Source organism: Streptomyces sp. NPDC060198 (assembly GCF_042728415.1).
Classification (GTDB): Bacteria; Actinomycetota; Actinomycetes; order Streptomycetales; family Streptomycetaceae; genus Streptomyces.
Genome location: NZ_JBHWZJ010000145.1, coordinates 1 through 16737, shown reverse-complemented (window position 1 = coordinate 16737; position 16737 = coordinate 1). Strand labels below are relative to the sequence as shown.

At 72.0% G+C, this 16737-nt stretch carries 8 protein-coding genes; 3 read left to right on the top strand and 5 right to left on the bottom strand.

Going from position 1 to position 16737, the window contains the following annotated elements; translation table 11 throughout:
* Positions 1 to 143: 143 nt before the first annotated feature.
* Entirely contained in the window at positions 144 to 665 is a 522-nt protein-coding gene (locus ACFWEP_RS19020; RefSeq protein WP_328719215.1) for a hypothetical protein, read from the bottom strand.
* 446 nt (positions 666 to 1111) lie between these two features.
* Between ACFWEP_RS19020 and ACFWEP_RS19015 the strand changes: the two genes are divergently transcribed.
* A complete protein-coding gene (locus ACFWEP_RS19015; protein ID WP_327178187.1) occupies positions 1112 to 1723 on the top strand; it encodes a YceI family protein in 612 nt (203 codons plus the stop codon).
* A 126-nt stretch (positions 1724 to 1849) separates the two neighbouring features.
* Here the strand turns inward: ACFWEP_RS19015 and ACFWEP_RS19010 are convergent, their stop codons facing one another.
* Positions 1850 to 3478: an FAD-dependent oxidoreductase gene (locus ACFWEP_RS19010; RefSeq protein ID WP_387371452.1), complete on the bottom strand. Its 1629-nt coding sequence runs from the start codon at positions 3476 to 3478 to the stop codon at positions 1850 to 1852.
* Positions 3479 to 4247: 769 nt separating this feature from the next.
* Here ACFWEP_RS19010 and ACFWEP_RS19005 point away from each other — a divergent pair.
* Positions 4248 to 8354, top strand: a complete 4107-nt coding sequence (locus tag ACFWEP_RS19005) for a carboxypeptidase regulatory-like domain-containing protein (RefSeq protein WP_387371451.1) — start codon at positions 4248 to 4250, stop codon at positions 8352 to 8354.
* A gap of 300 nt (positions 8355 to 8654) precedes the next feature.
* Here ACFWEP_RS19005 and ACFWEP_RS19000 read toward each other — a convergent pair whose 3' ends face one another.
* The 3 genes from ACFWEP_RS19000 to ACFWEP_RS18990 all read right to left on the bottom strand — a co-directional run bounded on the left by ACFWEP_RS19000 (position 8655) and on the right by ACFWEP_RS18990 (position 14415).
* A complete protein-coding gene (locus ACFWEP_RS19000) occupies positions 8655 to 10046 on the bottom strand; it encodes a hypothetical protein (RefSeq protein WP_387371450.1) in 1392 nt (463 codons plus the stop codon).
* A gap of 173 nt (positions 10047 to 10219) precedes the next feature.
* A complete protein-coding gene (locus tag ACFWEP_RS18995; protein ID WP_387371449.1) occupies positions 10220 to 13282 on the bottom strand; it encodes a glycoside hydrolase family 3 N-terminal domain-containing protein in 3063 nt (1020 codons plus the stop codon).
* Between the two features lie 158 nt (positions 13283 to 13440).
* Positions 13441 to 14415, bottom strand: a complete 975-nt coding sequence (locus ACFWEP_RS18990) for a LacI family DNA-binding transcriptional regulator (RefSeq protein ID WP_387371448.1) — start codon at positions 14413 to 14415, stop codon at positions 13441 to 13443.
* 369 nt (positions 14416 to 14784) lie between these two features.
* Between ACFWEP_RS18990 and ACFWEP_RS18985 the strand changes: the two genes are divergently transcribed.
* A complete protein-coding gene (locus ACFWEP_RS18985) occupies positions 14785 to 16671 on the top strand; it encodes a lectin (protein ID WP_387371447.1) in 1887 nt (628 codons plus the stop codon).
* Positions 16672 to 16737 lie beyond the last annotated feature (66 nt).

The window sequence follows — 16737 nt, the reverse complement described above, 5'->3', positions numbered from 1 at the left end:
TCTCCCGACGGCGGGAGAGGAGGCACACGCGTGCTGGGGGCTCCTGGGTGCCCGGTGCCGGAAGTCGGCCGCCGGGCCCTCGGACGCCGGGCCGGGTGCCGGATGCCGGATGCCGGTGCCGGATGCCGGTGCCGGGTGTCGGCTCAGCAGCCGCCGCAGTTGTAGTAGGTCGTGTCCCAGTGGTTGCCCTCGTTGACGTAGATGTTGCCGGAGGCCGCCTGGTACTGGGCGTATCCGTCACCGCGGAGCCCGATGTAGGTGAAGGTGCCGGTGACGTAGTTGTTCAGGCAGGTGTTCTTCGCGAAGTCGAGCTTGTAGCCGTTCCAGTGCGAGTAGGTGCCGCTCGCGTGGCCGGTCTCCGTACCGCCGGTGATGTTGATGGCGCAGCCGGTGGCGCTCTTGAGGGTCTGGGCGCCCTGGGCGGTGGCCAGGTTGAGCTGGTCGAACGAGGTACACGTCGAGTTGTTGCGGTCGGAGCAGCCGCCCGACGAGGACCAGGTGATCCCTGAGGAGCTGAACCGGGCGGTGGCCTGGGAGTGGGTGAGCTTGGTGGCGGCGTGGGCGTCGGTGGCGCCGCCGATCACGCCGACTCCCGGCGCGAAGAGGACGCCCAGCACGAGGGCGAGGGCGGTGAGGGCGGAGCGGAGCCTGGGACGGGTCAACATGGGGGGTCTCCTCCTGCTCATGACAACTTCTGACGGGCCGCCGCGCGACGGGACGTGGGGGCGCGGAGAGCGTCGCGAGTGCGGCATGGCGATACTGCCCGAGTTCTACGCGCGTCCGCCAGACCGCGTCCGTGGCGATGCGGTGAATCCCGGGACGGCCGGGGCGGCCGCGACCGAGTCCCGGCACCCGGCACCCGGCACCCGGCACCCGGCACCCGGCACCCGGCACCCGGCACCCGGCACCCGGCACCCGGCACCCGGCACCCGGCGGGGAACCCCTTCGGCATCCGGCGCGACACCCCTCCGGCACCCCGGGGCGGACACCTCCGCAAGGACCTCCGCGGCCGATGTTGAAGTTTGAACTAAATGGGTCTACAGTCAATGTCGTTGAAGGTTGAACAAACCGAGGCCTTCGACTTCGAGGAAACGTCTCCCGAGGAGGAGCCATGGCTCTGTTCAACCGCAAGTCCGCCGCCACGACCGCTGTCGCCGAGAAGCCGGCCGTGGACCCCGCGCTCGCCGCCCTGACCGGCAGCTACACGATCGACCCGGCCCACAGCAGCATCGGCTTCACGGTGCGCCACGCCATGGTGACGAACGTGCGCGGCTCCTTCGGTGAGCACGAGGGCACCCTGGTGCTGAACGGCACCGACCCGCACCACTCCACCGCCTCGATCGACGTCAAGATCGCCAGCATCGACACCGGCATCGCCGACCGCGACGGCCACCTGCGCAGTGGCGACTTCTTCGACGCCGAGACGTTCCCGCTGATGACGTTCCGCTCCACCTCCGCCGAGCAGCTCGGCGGCGACACCTACCGGATCACCGGCGATCTCACGATCAAGGACGTCACCCGCCCGCTCTCCATCGACCTGGAGTTCAACGGCTCGGCCACCGACCCGTACGGCAACCAGCGCGTGGGCTTCGAGGGCAGTGCCGACATCCTCCGCTCCGACTGGGGCCTGACCTGGAACGCCGCGCTGGAGACCGGTGGCGTGATGGTCAGCGACAAGGTCAAGCTGACCTTCGACATCTCCGCGATCAAGGCCGCCGCCTGACCCCCGCCCCACCCGAGCGCGCCCGCCCCTCCCTCCCCCGCCGGGGAGGACCGGGGCGGGCGCTCGTGCGTGTACGGGCGGTACGGGACCGGGTGGCCCGGCCGCGCCCTGCCCGGGTCGCCCGGGTCACCCCGTGCGGCGGACCTTGAGCGCGTTGTCCGTACGGGTGGTGGGGTTGCCGTCCGGGTCGTTCTGCACCCGCTCGTGCTCGTCGCTGAGCAGCACCTCCCACTCCCCCGGCGCCGGCTCCAGCTGGGCCAGCACCTCGTCGGGGGTCGGGAAGCGCACGGCGGGGTCCGGGTTCTTCTCCCAGTGCGGGAAGCCCGCGTGGCCGACGACGAGCAGGATCCCGCCGGGCGCGACGGCGTCGGCCGCCCGCCGCAGGATGCGCTCCCTGGGCAGGTCCCCCATGGAGTGCAGGAACTGCGCGGAGACCAGGTCGTACTCCCCTTCCGGGAAGGACGCCCCCAGGTCGTGCCACTGCCAGTCGATCCGGTCGGCCACTCCGGCGTCCGCCGCGTGGACGGCCGCCCGTCCGAGCGCGACCCGTGAGAGGTCGGTCGCGGTGACCTCCCAGCCCCGGCCGGCCAGCCAGACGGCGTCGGCGCCCTCACCGCAGCCGAGGTCCAGGGCGCGCCCCGGCTCAAGGTCCGAAACCTCGCGGACCAGCACGGTGTTGGGGTTGCCGCTCCAGATCCGGTCGCTCCGGAGGTAGCGCTCGTCCCACAGTTCGGCGTCGGTGCGCGGGGTGGCGGAATCGGTGCCGGTCATGGGGTCTCCCTGGGTGTCCGTGGACGAGCGGCGGGCCTCCACCGCCAGGCGGGTGTCCTCGGTGACGAGGTCCGCGTTGAGCGCGGCAGCCGCCTTCAGCCCGGCCGCGGCGGCTCCGACGACCTGCTCCATCGGGTTGGTGACGTTGCCCGCCACCCACACGCCCGGCACCTCGGTGGCTCCGGCCGGGTCGGCGGCGATGTACGTACCGAGGACCCTGCCGCCCATCTCCATCGGGGCGGGGGCGAGCCCCAGACCCTCCAGCACGCCGGAGCGGGCGGTGAAGCGTGGCTGGACGACGAGCGCCTCGCGCGGGAAGACCGTGCCCGAGGCCAGCCGGACCCCGGTGAGCCGGCCGTCCCGCGCCTCGACACCCACCACCTCGCCGTCCACGACGGTGACGCCCCGTGCGGCGAGCTGCTCGTACGCGTCGTCGCCGAAGTCGTCCTCCAGGTGCCGGAACAACGTCACGTCGTCCGTCCACTGGCGCCACAGCAGTGCCTGGTGCACGGCCAGGGGCCCCGTGGCCAGGATCCCGACCGGGCGGGTCCTCACCTCCCAGCCGTGGCAGTACGGGCAGTGCAGAACACCGGTTCCCCAGTGCTCCGTGAGACCGGGGACGGGAGGAAGCTCGTCGACCAGTCCGGTGGTGACGAGAAGCCTGCGCGCCTCGACCGCCGTGCCGTCCGCGTACTCCACCCGGAATCCGTCGTCCGGCAGCCTCCGGGCCGCCACCGCCTCGCCCTCGACGATTTCCGCCCCGTACGCGGCCGCCTCGGCACGGCCGTCCGCCAGCAGTTCCAGCGGCGGGACGCCCTCGCGCCCCAGGTAGTTGTGGGCGTGGGCGGCGGGCGCGTTGCGCGGTGCACCCGCGTCGACCACCAGCACCGAACGCCTGGCCCGGGACAGCGCCAGGGCTCCGCTCAGCCCGGCGGCGCCGCCGCCGATCACCACGACGTCGTACCTCTGGGACCTGTCACTCATATCGGTACACCTCCATGGCGAGCGATGGTGCACTCGTGCGGCGTCCACGACAAGCACGCTTGCCGAAGCGGCAAAATCCCGCCGCGCGAGGCGCCTGCCGGGCGGGCGCCTCGGACCGGGCGGCGGACTGTCGTGACGCTCGATGCCGCTCCGGACGCCGCGCCCGATTCCGGTCGGCACACCCGCCCGAATCGGCCCGAACAGGCCCGCAAACCTCCTCCGGACGCGCTGTCGAATCGGAACAGGTTTCCCCCCGGATATTCGGGCACTCATCCGCTCGACCACGCATATTCAACATGCACGGATCATTACCGAAAAGCGATCGGCCGGACGTCCCCGCCCCGAGAAAGCGCACTGGTCACGCGCGGCAGGCACGATTCCGAAAAACCGCCGCCCCGGCACCACATGGCCGAATCAGAGCGATCGCCCCCCTCGTCTCGCGACCGCCACAAGCCCAGGACCGGCCGCGTCGGAGCGGACAGCTCCGGCCGAAGCTCCGTGATGCGCCGGATTCCTCCACCGCCCCGACCACCCGACTGCCGCCTTCCCCCGGTTCGCCCGCACATGAACCATTTCACGGCCACAGAGGGAATCCACAGATTTAACAAAGGCGTCGTTGACATGAACCTTGCAAGACCTGATTAATGGGTGACCGGTGAAAACAATTCGCCGTCGACCTGAAAACAGGTGGTCGACCCGTGCATCACATGGGAGACACGTGACCGTCACCGGAATACCCAGACCGGCCGCCGGACGGAAAAGACGGGCCTTGACCGGGCTGATCGCCCTGGCCCTCGCAGTGGTCGGGCTCGCCTCTCCGACGGCGAGCGCGGCAGATCCTGCCGACTCAGGCACGAACACCAAACCGTCGGTCGAGGCGTCCTGCGCCGAACCCGGGGCCGGCGAGGTCCGCTGCTTCGCGCTGCGGCGCACCGACGTGGAGTCCGGGAAGGGCGTCCGGCCCGACGCCACCACCCCGTCCGGCTGGGGGGCCACCGCACTCCAGGACGCCTACGACCTGCCGGCCGGTGGCGGGGCGGGCCAGACGATCGCCATCGTGGACGCCTACGACGACCCGACCGCCGAGGAGGACCTCGCGGTCTACCGGGCGCAGTACGGGCTGCCCGCCTGCACCACGGAGAACGGCTGCTTCAAGAAGATCGACCAGCGGGGCGGCACCGACTACCCGGCGGCGAACAGCGGCTGGGCCGGGGAGATCTCCCTCGACCTGGACATGGTCTCGGCGGCCGCGCCGAACGCGAGGATCCTCCTGGTGGAGGCCGACTCCGCCTCCTTCGAGGACATGGGCGCCTCGGTCGACCAGGCGGTCGCGCAGGGCGCCAAGTTCGTCTCCAACTCGTACGGCACGAGCTACACCACCGCTCCGGGCAGCGGTGAGGACCCGGCGGAGACCACCGAATTCGACGCCCACTACAACCACCCGGGCGTCGCCGTGGTCGCCTCCTCGGGCGACGACGCCTACGGTGTCGCCTACCCCGCGGCCTCGCGGTTCGTGACCTCCGTGGGCGGCACCGCGCTGGCGCAGGACTCCTCCACCACGCGCGGCTGGTCCGAATCGGTCTGGTTCAACAGCCACGGCGGCCCGGGATCGGGCTGCTCGGTCTACGAGGACCGCCCTGCCTGGCAGGAGGGCATCGCCACCGACTGCGACCAGCGCGCGGTCGCCGATGTCGCCGCGGTCGCCGACCCGTTGACCGGCGTCTCGGTCTACCAGACCTACGGCGGGGACGGCTGGGCCGTCTACGGCGGCACCAGCGCCTCCGCCCCGATCATCGCCGGCGTGTACGCCGCGGCCGGCACCCCGCCCACCGGTTCCTACCCGGCGGCCTACCCCTACGCGGCCGGCGGCAGCGGGCTGAACGACGTCGTCGACGGCGACAACGGCTCCTGCTCCCCGGCCAGGCTCTGCACCGCGGGCGCGGGCTGGGACGGTCCGACCGGTCTCGGTACGCCCGCAGGCGTGCAGGCCTTCCGCAGCGGTCCGCACGGCACGCTGACCGGCGCCGTCACCAACAGCGCCACCGGTGAACCGGTCGCGGGCGCGGAGATCAGCGCGGGTGACTCCCGGGCCGAGTCCGGGGTGGACGGCACCTACACACTCACCCTGACGCCCGGCACCTACGACCTGGAGGTCGCCGCCTACGGCTTCACCACGGTCACCTCCGCCGGCGTGGAGATCACCGACGGCTCCTCGGTGACCAAGAGCTTCGCGCTCGCCCCGGTGCAGAGCCGGACGGTCTCCGGCAAGGTCACCGACGGTTCCGGGCACGGCTGGCCGCTCTACGCGGCGATCGCCGTCGACGGGGTGCCGGGCGCGCCCGTCGAGACCGACCCCGCCACCGGCGCCTGGTCGGTCGACCTCCCGGCCGGCCGGAAGTACGCCCTGAAGGTCACCAGCAACTACCCGGGCTACCAGAGCGTCACCCGGATCGTCACGGTGGGCGACTCGGCGGTCTCCGCCAACGTGAGCCTGCCGGTGGACGCCTGGGCCGGCACCGCGGCCGGGTACACGTCGAAGGACGAGGGCACCACCGAACCGTTCGACTCGACCACCTCGGCCCCCGAGGGCTGGACCGTCACCAACGCCGCGGGGACCACCGGCGGCTGGCAGTTCGACGACCCGGGCAAGCGGACCAACAGCACCGGCGGTAAGGGCGCCTTCGCCATCGTCGACAGCGACAAGGCGGGCAGCGGCAAGGTCCAGGACTCCGTGCTGACCAGCCCGTCGTACGACTTCACCGGCACGGACCTGCCCGAACTCGCCTACCGGACCAGCTACAAGACGTACTCCGGCCAGACCGCCAAGGTCGAGGTGAGCGCGGACGGCGGCACCACCTGGTCCGCGGTCTCCTCGCACACCACCGCGGTCACCGGTTCCAAGGTCACCGTCGCGCTGACCGACTACGCGGGCCAGTCCGACGTCCGGGTGCGCTTCCACTTCACCAGCAAGTACGGCTGGTGGTGGCAGGTCGACGACGTGTTCGTCGGCTCCCGCAGCGTGTCGGCCGTCCCCGGCGGCCTGGTCGTCGGGCAGGTCACCGACGCCAACACCGGTGACGGAATCGTCGGCGGCACGCTCGCCGGCACGGGGACCGGGGCCGTGAGCACGACCTCGGCCGCCACCCCGGACGACGCGGCGCTCGGTGACGGCTTCTACTGGGCCTTCGCACCGGTCGGCAAGCAGACCCTGACGGCCGCGAAGTCCAAGTACACCGCCGCGGCCAAGGCGGTGACCTTCGCCGAGGACTCGGTGGTGTCGAAGAACTTCTCCCTGAAGGCCGGACGCCTCAAGGTCACCCCCGCCGAGGTGACCGCCCCGGTCGCCTGGGGCGGTTCGGCGACGAAGACCGTCACGGTCAAGAACACCGGCGGCGCCGCCGCCGCCTTCGGACTCTCCGAGGAGAGCGGGGAGTTCACACCGGCCGCCGCGGGCGCGCCGCTGATCACCAGGAAGGGGGACTACTCACCGCTGTCCGCGAAGAGCCGGGCCGGCCAGGCCGCTCCGGCCGCGGCCGCTCCGGCCGAGGCCGGCGACGCGTGGCAGACCGTCGCCGACCTGCCCGGCGCCATCGAGGACAACGCCGTCGCCGCCGACGGCGGCAAGCTGTACTCGGCGTTCGGCTACAACGGTGTCGACGACACCCGGTCGCTCTACGCGTACGAGGCGGAGACCGGCTGGACGAAGCTGGCCGACGCGGCCGACACCCGGGAGGCTCCGGCCCACGGCTTCATCGACGGGAAGCTGTACGCCGTCGGCGGCTGGGCGGCCGACGGGAGCACGGACGCCAAGCTGGAGATCTACGACCCCGCCTCCAACACCTGGACGACCGGCGCCCCCTCCCCCGATCCGCTGGCGGGCTCGGGCTCCGCGGTCCTGGGCGGCAAGCTGTACTCGGTCGGCGGCTGCACCGACGTCTGCGGCTCCGGCTCGGTGACGGTCTACGACCCGTCGGAAGACTCCTGGTCCACCGCGGCGGACTACCCGGAGGACGTCGCTTGGGAGGCCTGCGGCGCCATCGGCGGACTGCTGTACTGCGCCGGCGGCACCAACGACTCCGGCGAGCTGAAGTCCGCGTACGCCTACGACCCGGCGGCCGACGCCTGGTCGGCCCTGCCGGACCTGCCGCAGCCCCTGTGGGGCTCCGCCTCCACCGCTGCCAGCGGCCTGCTGCTGGCCTCGTCCGGTGTCAGCGACGGCGAGCTCACCAACGCGGGCTACGCCTACGACCCCGCCGCCGGGTCCTGGTCCGCCCTGCCCAACGCCGATGTCGCCACCTACCGGGGCGGCGGCGCCCCGGGCTTCTTCAAGGTCGGCGGCGCCGACGGCCCCTCCAGCCCGTCCACCGCGGTGGAGCTGCTCCCCGGCTACGACCAGACCGGCGGCTCGGACGTCAGCTGGCTGTCGCTGGGCACCTCGGAGTTCACCCTCGCCCCGGGAGCGAGTGTCTCGGTCGCGGTGTCGGTGACGGCCGCGGTCGAGGAGATCACCCAGCCCGGTGACTTCACCGCCCGGATCGGCATCTCGTCCGACACCCCGTACGCCGTGGCGTCCGTCCCGGTCACCATGACGGTGGCGCCGCCCAACACCTGGGGCAAGATCACCGGAACGGTGCTCGGCAAGTCGTCCACCGGCGTCACGGCTCCCCTCGGGGGAGCCACCGTCCAGGTCGACTCGTGGGCGTCCTCGTACACCCTGATCACGGACAAGGACGGCCACTACGCGCTCTGGCTGGACGCCCGGAACAACCCGCTCACCGTGATCGTGGCCAAGGACGGGTACGCCCCGACCACCACCACCGTCAAGGTCGTCAAGAAGGGGACGGTGACGACGGACTTCACCCTCAAGAAGGCGTAGTCGGCGCGGCGGACGGCAGGATCGTCCGCCGCTCGGTCCCGGCCCCCGTTCCCGCCCGGTCGCGGGCGTGAGCGGGGGCCGGCGCGTACGCGCGGGGCCTCACTTCGCGCCGGGCGGGGCCGGGAGCACGACGCGGTAGGGGGTGGTCGGGCGCCGGTCGTCGCCCGGGACACCCGCACGGAGAAAGCCCGGGGCACACCCGCACGGAGCGGGCGGAGAAGAGAGTGGCCGTGGAGCGCTGACCTGCGCGGGAACCGGCGGGCGGGGGCCGTCCCGTACCCCCATGAGGTCCCGGCAGGTTCAGAACCCGCCGCCCCCGTCGAAGCCGCCTCCGCTGCCGAAGCCGCCACCGTCCCCGAAGCCGCCGCCGTCGCCGAAGCCCGAGGAGTCGAAGTCGGAGCCGGAGACGTCGCCGCCCGACCAGTCGCCGCCGGAGCCGAAGTCCCCGCCGCCGTAGTCGGCCGCGTACGCCGGGGTGGAGAGCATCGAGCCGAGCATCGTGCCGACCAGCAGGCCCGGGAGCAGTCCGCCGCCGAAGTAGCCGCCGGCCCAGGGCCCGTATGCCGGTCCAGCTTCCCAGTACGGGCGTCGGTTGCCGTCGCCCACGTCCACGGTGCGGCTCATCGGGTCCTCGCCGTCCTCCAGCCGGGCCCGGTCGGCGGCGCAGACGGGGACCTCGCGGGAGGCGGCGCCGGCCGGGCGCCAGCGGACGTCGGCGACGGAGGGGCCGTGGCGGGGATCGAAGAAGCACGGGGGCCTGCGGTCCGGCAGCGGGGTCCCGGTGCGGCGGGCTTCCAGCACGGCGAGGGAGTAGCGGCCGTCCTCCAGGGACTGGGTGACGGGGCGGACGTCGGCGGGGCGTTCGGCCTTCTCCATGCGGGATTTGGCGCTCTCGTACGAGTCGAGCGCGTGCTCGTAGTCGGCGCGCATCGCCTCGTTCGCGCCGGGCTCGCCGGGGTGGAAGTCGAGCCGTTCGAGGGTTTCGCCGTAGGCGGTGATGTCCTCGTCGACCACGACCCTGAGCTTGTCGAGCGCGGCGCGCTCCTCGGCGCGTACCCGGCGGCGGTTGCGGCGCATGATCGCGTAGGCGCCCCCGGCACCCGCGACGGCGACTCCGGCGAGGACGAGCAGGCCGGTGCCGGCGTTGCCGGGGCCGGAGGACCCGTTCCCGTCGGACCAGGACGCCGGGGCGGTGCCGTTGGCCTGTTCGAGTGCGCCGTCCACGAAGGCGTCGAGCTGGGCGTCGGTGGCGGTGTCGGCGGCCGGGGCCTTCACCGACGCGGTGAGGTTGTCGACCGCGCGGACCGGCATGACCTGCGGGTCGGCGCCCGCGTCGAAGCCGTCGCCGAGGCGGACGGCGTACACCCCGGTGATGCCGGTGTCGTTGCGCAGTGTGGCCAGCAGGCCGTCCTCGGGGAAGGCGGAGCTGTCCGGGAGGACGGCGACGAACACCGGCTTGTCGGCCTCGGTGATCCGGTCCTCCAGGGCCTTCTCCTGCCCCGTGGAGAGCTGGTCGCGGGCGCCCGGGTCCACGTAGACGGGGTCCTCGCGCAGCGCCTGGGCCGCGTCCTCGATCGTCGCGGTCGGGGCGCGTCCCGAGGACGCCGAGGCGGCGGGGACCAGGGCCAGGAGCGCCGTCGAGAGGACCAGCAGCAGACCGGCCAGAAATGCGAACATCTGCCTTTTTCGCATACTTCACGCTACTCCGGACCACCCGGCCCGCGCGTTCTCCCGGGCCCGGGCGGACGCCCGGACGCACGGCCCGGAGCCGGTTGGAGTGCGCCACGGACGCACGGGTGTGCCCGGGCACAGACGCTCTGCCCGGGCACACCCTCGCAACCTCGCTACCGCGGGATCACGCGGGATCACGCGGCCCGGTAGGCCGCCCGCAGCTTGGCCACCGCGCCGGTGAGGTCACCGGTGAGCAGCAGGTGGTCGGCCTCGGCGAACGGCTTGGAGACCGCCGCCGTCAGCTTTCCGCCGGTCTTCTGCTGGACCAGCAGACGGGCCTGGTCCACGATCGCCTTGCCCGCCGCGGTCTTGCCGAGGTGGAGCTTCTCCGCGACACCGGCGGCCACCTGGAGGGCGGTCAGGGTGACCTCGCCGCCCACGGGGGCCTTCTTCAGGGTGGTGAGGCCCCAGCCGAAGGGGAACTGCGGGTCGTAGGCGGCGTCGCCCACGTTGATGGGCAGCTGGGCCTCGGACTTCGGCCAGGTGACGGGCAGCTGGCCGGTGAAGGCACGCTTGCCGTAGAGCACGTCGGCCACGCCGTCGCCCTCGGTGCCCGGGAGCCAGGAGGCGACCAGGGCGTCGATGTCGCTGAGGCGGTCGCCGATGAGCTGCGGGCGGCCGGAGACGACCAGGACGGCGCACTTCATCGCGGCGCAGACCTTGTCGACCGCGGCCTTGTCGGCGGCCGTCAGCTCCAGGTCGTTGCCGTTGCCGACGTCGCCGATGCCTTCGGCGTACGGAGTCTCGCCGACGACGACCACACCCACGTCGTAACCGTCGGTGGAGGCGGAGGCGTCCTTGGAGTAGGTGACCGAGGAGGAGTCCTTCTTCATTCCCTCCAGGATCGTGGTGCCCTCGGTGATGTCACCGGAGGAGCCCTGCCAGCTGACGGTCCAGCCGCCGGCCTGGTTGCCGATGTTGTCGGCGTTGGAACCGGCGACGTAGACCTTCTGGTCCGCCTTCAGCGGGAGGACGGCTCCGTCGTTCTTCAGCAGCACCTGGGACTTGGCGGCTGCCTCGCGCGCCACCGCGCGGTGCGCGTCCGAGCCGATGTCGTCGATGTTCGAGGTGTCCGCGTAGGGGTTCTCGAAGAGGCCCAGCTTGAACTTCTGGGTCAGGATGCGCGCGACCGCGTCGTCGATGCGGGCCTGGCTGATACGGCCCGCGGCGACCTCGCTCTTGAGCGTGGTGGTGAAGTCCTGGTACGCGGTCGGCACCATGATCATGTCGAGGCCGGCGTTGACCGAGGTGCGCACGTCGCTGGCGTAGTCACCGGGGAGCTGGTCGATGGCCTGCCAGTCGCTGATGACGAAGCCCTCGAAGCCCATCCGGTCCTTGAGGACGCCGTTGATCATCTCGGCGTCTCCGTGCATCTTCACCGGGCCCTGGTCGTCGCCCAGGATGTCCAGGGAGGAGTACGACGGCATGACGGTGCCGATACCGCGGTCCACCGCCTCCTGGAACGGTGCGAGGTGCACCGCCTCCAGCTCCTCGCGGGTGACCTTGGTGACGCCCTGGTCGATCGTGTACGAGCCGGTGGTGGAGGAACCGAACTCGGTTCCGCCGTCGCCGACGTAGTGCTTCGCGGTGGCGAGCACCTTGTCGTTGCGGTCCAGGTCGCTGCCGTTCGCGGCGCCCTGCATGCCCTGGATCACGGTCTCCATGGACTCGACGAGCGCCGGGTCCTCGCCGTAGGACTCGTAGGACCGGCCCCAGCGCTCGTCACGGGTGACGCAGACGCAGGGGGCGAAGTCCCACGGGACGCCGGTGGCGCGGACCTCGCTCGCGGTGACCGCGCCGGTCTTCTGGGCGGTCTGCGGGTCGCGGGTGGCACCGAGGCCGATGTTGTGCGGCATGATCGTCGACCCGACGACGTTGTTGTGGCCGTGCACCGCGTCCACGCCGTAGATCAGCGGGATCTGGAAGCGGGTCGCCTGGGCGCGCAACTGGAACGAGTCGATCATCGACGCCCACGCCTCGGGGGTGTTGGGCGTGGGGACCGAGCCGCCGCCGGAGAGCAGCGAGCCGAGGTCGTACGAGGCGATGTCGCCGGGGCTGCGCAGCGCGTTGCGCTCGGCCTGCGTCATCTGGCCGGCCTTCTCGGCGGGCGAGAGCCGGGAGAGCAGGTCGGCGACGCGCTGCTTCACCGGGAGTTTGGCGTTCTGGTACGGGAGGCCGTGGGCGTTGATGACGACCTGGGGGGTCTCCGTCGGGGCCTTGGCGCCGGTGACGGTGAGGACGAGCGGGACCGTCCGGGCCTCGGACGCCTTCTTCGCCTTCTTGGTCGTCACCTTGACCGTGTGGGTCGCACCGGACGCGGTGCCCGCCGGGAAGGTGTACGTGCCGGTGACCGGGGTGTAGTCGGCGCCGGCCACCGCGGTGCCGCCCTCGGTGGTGTACGCGACGGTGACGGGCTCCTCGATGGGGAGGCCACCGGTGGTGGAGAGGGTGAGGCCGATCGTCGCGGCGCCGCCGTTGTCCACCGGGTGCACGGTGGCGTCGGTCGCGATGCCCGCGGTCAGCGCCGGGTCGGCCTTGCCGTAGAGCTCCATGCCGTCGATGGCGAAGGAGCCGGGGGCGCCGGTCGGCAGGGTGAGGGCGTAGCCCCACATCCGGTCGAGCCCGAGGATGTGGTCGATGCCGCCGACGGGCTGGTAGTCGCCGCGGTAGACGAAGTCCGCGAACGGGACCTCGACCTGGTGCCAGCCCTCCCAGTCGTCGGTGAAGGACATGGTCCACAGCTCGGACGCGCCGCCGTTGGCGCCGCCGTCCTTGATCTCGAAGCTGATCTTCTTGCCGGAACCGGGCGGCAGGGGCGCCTTGTTCTGTCCGTACCACCAGAAGCGGATGCCCTTGTGGGCGCTCCAGTCCTGGGGGGCCTGGTCGACGGCGAACTCGTGGCTCAGTCCGCCCCAGCCGCTGATGTCGTAGGTGCCTTCGAGGACCTTGGAGCCCTCGGGGGCGTCGGCGCGCTCGGTGAAGGCGAGCTTCGGCTGGTCGTCGGCGTCCGAGCCCCAGGTGAAGATCGAGTCGGCGGGCGGGGCGCTGAGGGGGACCTCGCCCTCGTACCGGTCGACGAGCACCGGTGCGGGGTCGTCGGCCGCCGCGGGCACGGCGGCGGTGATCAGTCCGGCGAGGACCGTGACGGCGGCGAGGAGGGCCCGCGCCGATCCTCTTCGGTGACGGGTAGCTGGCATTGCGGCTCTTCTCTCGTCTCGGCTGCACGGGGGCGGCAGCGGTACGGGTGGGGCGAGGGGGGTGGGCCGGGGGATGGTGCGGGGCCGGAGCCCGTGGGGGTGTGTGGGTGTCCCGGTGCGTGCGGCCGTCCGAAGCCGCGCGTGCCCGGGTCGGGGGGTCAGGGCGCCGAGCGGCGGACCACGAGTTCCGTGGGGAGCACGGCCGGTTCCTCCGGGGCGGGCTTGCCGCCGAGGTGGGCGAGGAGCATCCGGGCCGCCGTCTCGCCCATCGCCCGGGTGGGCTGGCGGACGGTGGTCAGCGGGGGCGCGGTGTGCGCGGCCATCGGGATGTCGTCGAAGCCGACGAGGGCGACGTCGTCCGGTACCCGGCGTCCGGCGGCGTGGAGCGCTCTCAGGGCGCCGGTGGCGCTGACGTCGTTGTGCGCGAAGACGGAGTCGAACCGCGCCCCGGAGGCGAGGAGGTGGGCCATGACGCGTTCGCCGCCGTGTTCGGTGAAGTCGCCCTGGGCCACGAGGGCGTCCGGCAGCACGGACCGGAATCCGTCGAGCCGTTCGCGTACGCAGCCGTAGTGCGCGGGCCCGCTGAGCACCAGTGGGCGGGTGCGCCCGTCGGCCAGCAGGTGGCGGGCGGCGCTCGCGCCGCCCTCGTGGTTGGTGGTCACGACCGAGGGGAACTCGGGGTGGTGGCCCCGGTCGTCGATCAGCACGATCGGCAGGCCGCCGCGGTGCAACGCGGTGAGGTGGCCGAGGGTGTTCTCCGGCTCCACGACCACGAGCCCGTCGAAGGCGCGGGCCGAGACCTGCGTGGTGAAGCGGCGGACGGACTCGGCGCCCCGGTTGCAGGTGAAGAGCAGGAGGCCGTACTCCGCCGCTTCGACGGTGTCCACGACGCCCTGGAGGACCTCTCCCATCCAGGACCAGGTCAGCGAGGGCACCAGCATCCCGACGGTGCGGCTGCTGCCCCGGGCCAGGCCGACCGCTCCGGAGCTGGGGACGTAGCCGAGGTGTGCGATCACTTCACGAACGCGGGAGGCGGTGGAACGGTCCACGTCCGACTTGGTGTTGAGCACCCGCGAAACGGTGGTCTTGCTGACTCCGGCGGCACGGGCCACATCGGCGATGGTGACGCGCAACGGAGCCTCCCTTGCCAGGCGGAAACACGGGACGTACGAGCATGTCGCCACCGGAAGGGCGGACTTCACCACTCCGGAGGCAGCGGGGAACACGGGCGCGGCCCGGCGTGCCGGCCACTTCGCGGTACCGGTCCCGGAACCGGTACCGGCGTCGCGGCTGGAGTTAACCCCGCCCGGACAGAGCCGTCAATACTTCACGCCGAGATTGATCCAGACCCATCCGGCGGGCGGGAGAGGGCAGTTGTGCCTTCAGTTCTTGTACGCACGCACCCCCTTGACGCGAGCCTGCGAGGGCAGTTCACTCACGCCTCGATCGACGGCAGCACCCCACCCCTGTGCCGAAGAAGTGCCGAAGAAGGGCATTCCCCCATGATCCGATCGAACGGACCTCTGAAAACAGGTGCGGCGGTCCTGGCGACCGCACTCGCCGCGGCCGGCCTCACCGGGCTGGTCGCGCCCGCCGCCCACGCGGCCGGCGAGAGCGTCTCCATCGTGTTGACCACCACCGACGACTCCGGTGGCCGTCATGTCACCCGAGGCCTCCAGGCCCAGACGCCGGTCGTCTTCGCCGCCGGCGGCGGGAGCGCGGGCACCGTGGTGACGGTGGACGAGAACACCCGGTACCAGACCTTCACCGGCGGCGGCGCGTCCTTCACGGACACCGCGGCCTGGCTGATGAAGAGCAGCGGGGCGCTGAGCGACGCGACCCGGGACGCCACGATGAAGAAGCTCTTCTCCCCCACCGAGGGCATCGGCCTCTCGTTCGTCCGCAATCCGATGGGCGGTTCGGACCTGGCGCGGACGGGGTACACCTACGACGACCTGCCCGCCGGGCAGACCGACCCCACGCTGGCGAAGTTCTCGGTGGCGCACGACCTCGCGGACGTCCTCCCGCTGACCAAGCAGGCGAAGCAGCTCAACCCGGCCCTCACCACGATGGCCTCGCCCTGGACCGCCCCGGCCTGGATGAAGGACAGCGGCCAGCTCAACGGCGGCTGGCTGAAGGCGGAGAACTACGGCACGTACGCCGACTACTTCGTGAAGTACCTCCAGGCCTACCAGGCCCAGGGCGTCCCGGTCGCCTACGTCACCGCGCAGAACGAGCCGACCTGCTGCTCGGGCTACCCGTCGATGAGCTGGAACGGCTCGGGGCTCGCGTACTTCACCAAGAGCGAGCTGCTCCCGAAGCTCCAGGCGGCCGGGCTCTCCACCAAGGTGCTGGCGCACGACTGGAACTGGGACACCTACGACGCCTACGCCGCGCCGACCGTGGACGACGCGGCGGTGCGCAGCCACCCCAACTTCGGCGGGGTCGCCTGGCACGGTTACGGCGGCGACATCGCCAAGCAGACCGCGGTGCACAACCAGTACCCGACGATGGACGCCTTCCAGACCGAGCACTCGGGCGGCACCTGGATCGCCGACCAGCAGAAGGAGGACATGCTCAACATCATCGACTACACCCGCAACTGGGCGAAGTCGGTCACCAAGTGGTCCCTCGCGGTGGACCAGAACCGGGGCCCGCACAACGGCGGCTGCGGCACCTGCGACGGGCTGATCACGGTCCACAACGGTGACGGCAGCAGCGGGCAGGTGGACTACAACATCGAGTACTACACGATGGGCCACCTGACGAAGTTCGTCCGCCCGGGGGCCTCCCGGATCGCCTCCACCGCCAGCTCCACCGTCCCCAACGTCGCCTGGCGCAACACGGACGGCTCCAAGGCGCTGATCGCCTACAACGGCGGCTCCTCGGCGCAGCAGCTCACCGTCAACTGGGGCGGTTCGACGTTCGGTTACTCGCTGCCCGCGCGGACCTCGGCCACCTTCACCTGGTCCGGCACCCAGTCCGGCTCCGGCACCTCGACCGGCACCTCGGGCGCCTTCACCGGCACCGGCGGCAAGTGCCTGGACGCGGCGAACGGCAGCGCGGCGGACGGCACGGCGGTCCAGCTGTACGACTGCAACGGCTCGGCCGCGCAGCGCTGGACGGTCCAGTCCGACGGCACGATCCGCGCGCTGGGCGCCTGCCTGGACGTGACCTCGGCGTCGACCGCGGACGGCGCGAAGGTGCAGCTCTACACCTGCAACGGCACGGGGGCGCAGCGGTGGACGTACAACGCGACCACCGGGGACGTGGTGAACACGGCGGCGAACAAGTGCCTGGACGTCACGGACGCCTCGACGGCCAACGGGGCGCGCGCCCAGATCTGGAGCTGCACCGGGGCCGCCAACCAGAAGTGGCGGCTCCAGTAGTCCCACGGTGACCGTCGGCTGTGCGCCCCTCGGTCCAGGCGGTCCGGGTTGCCGGACTCCGGCAAC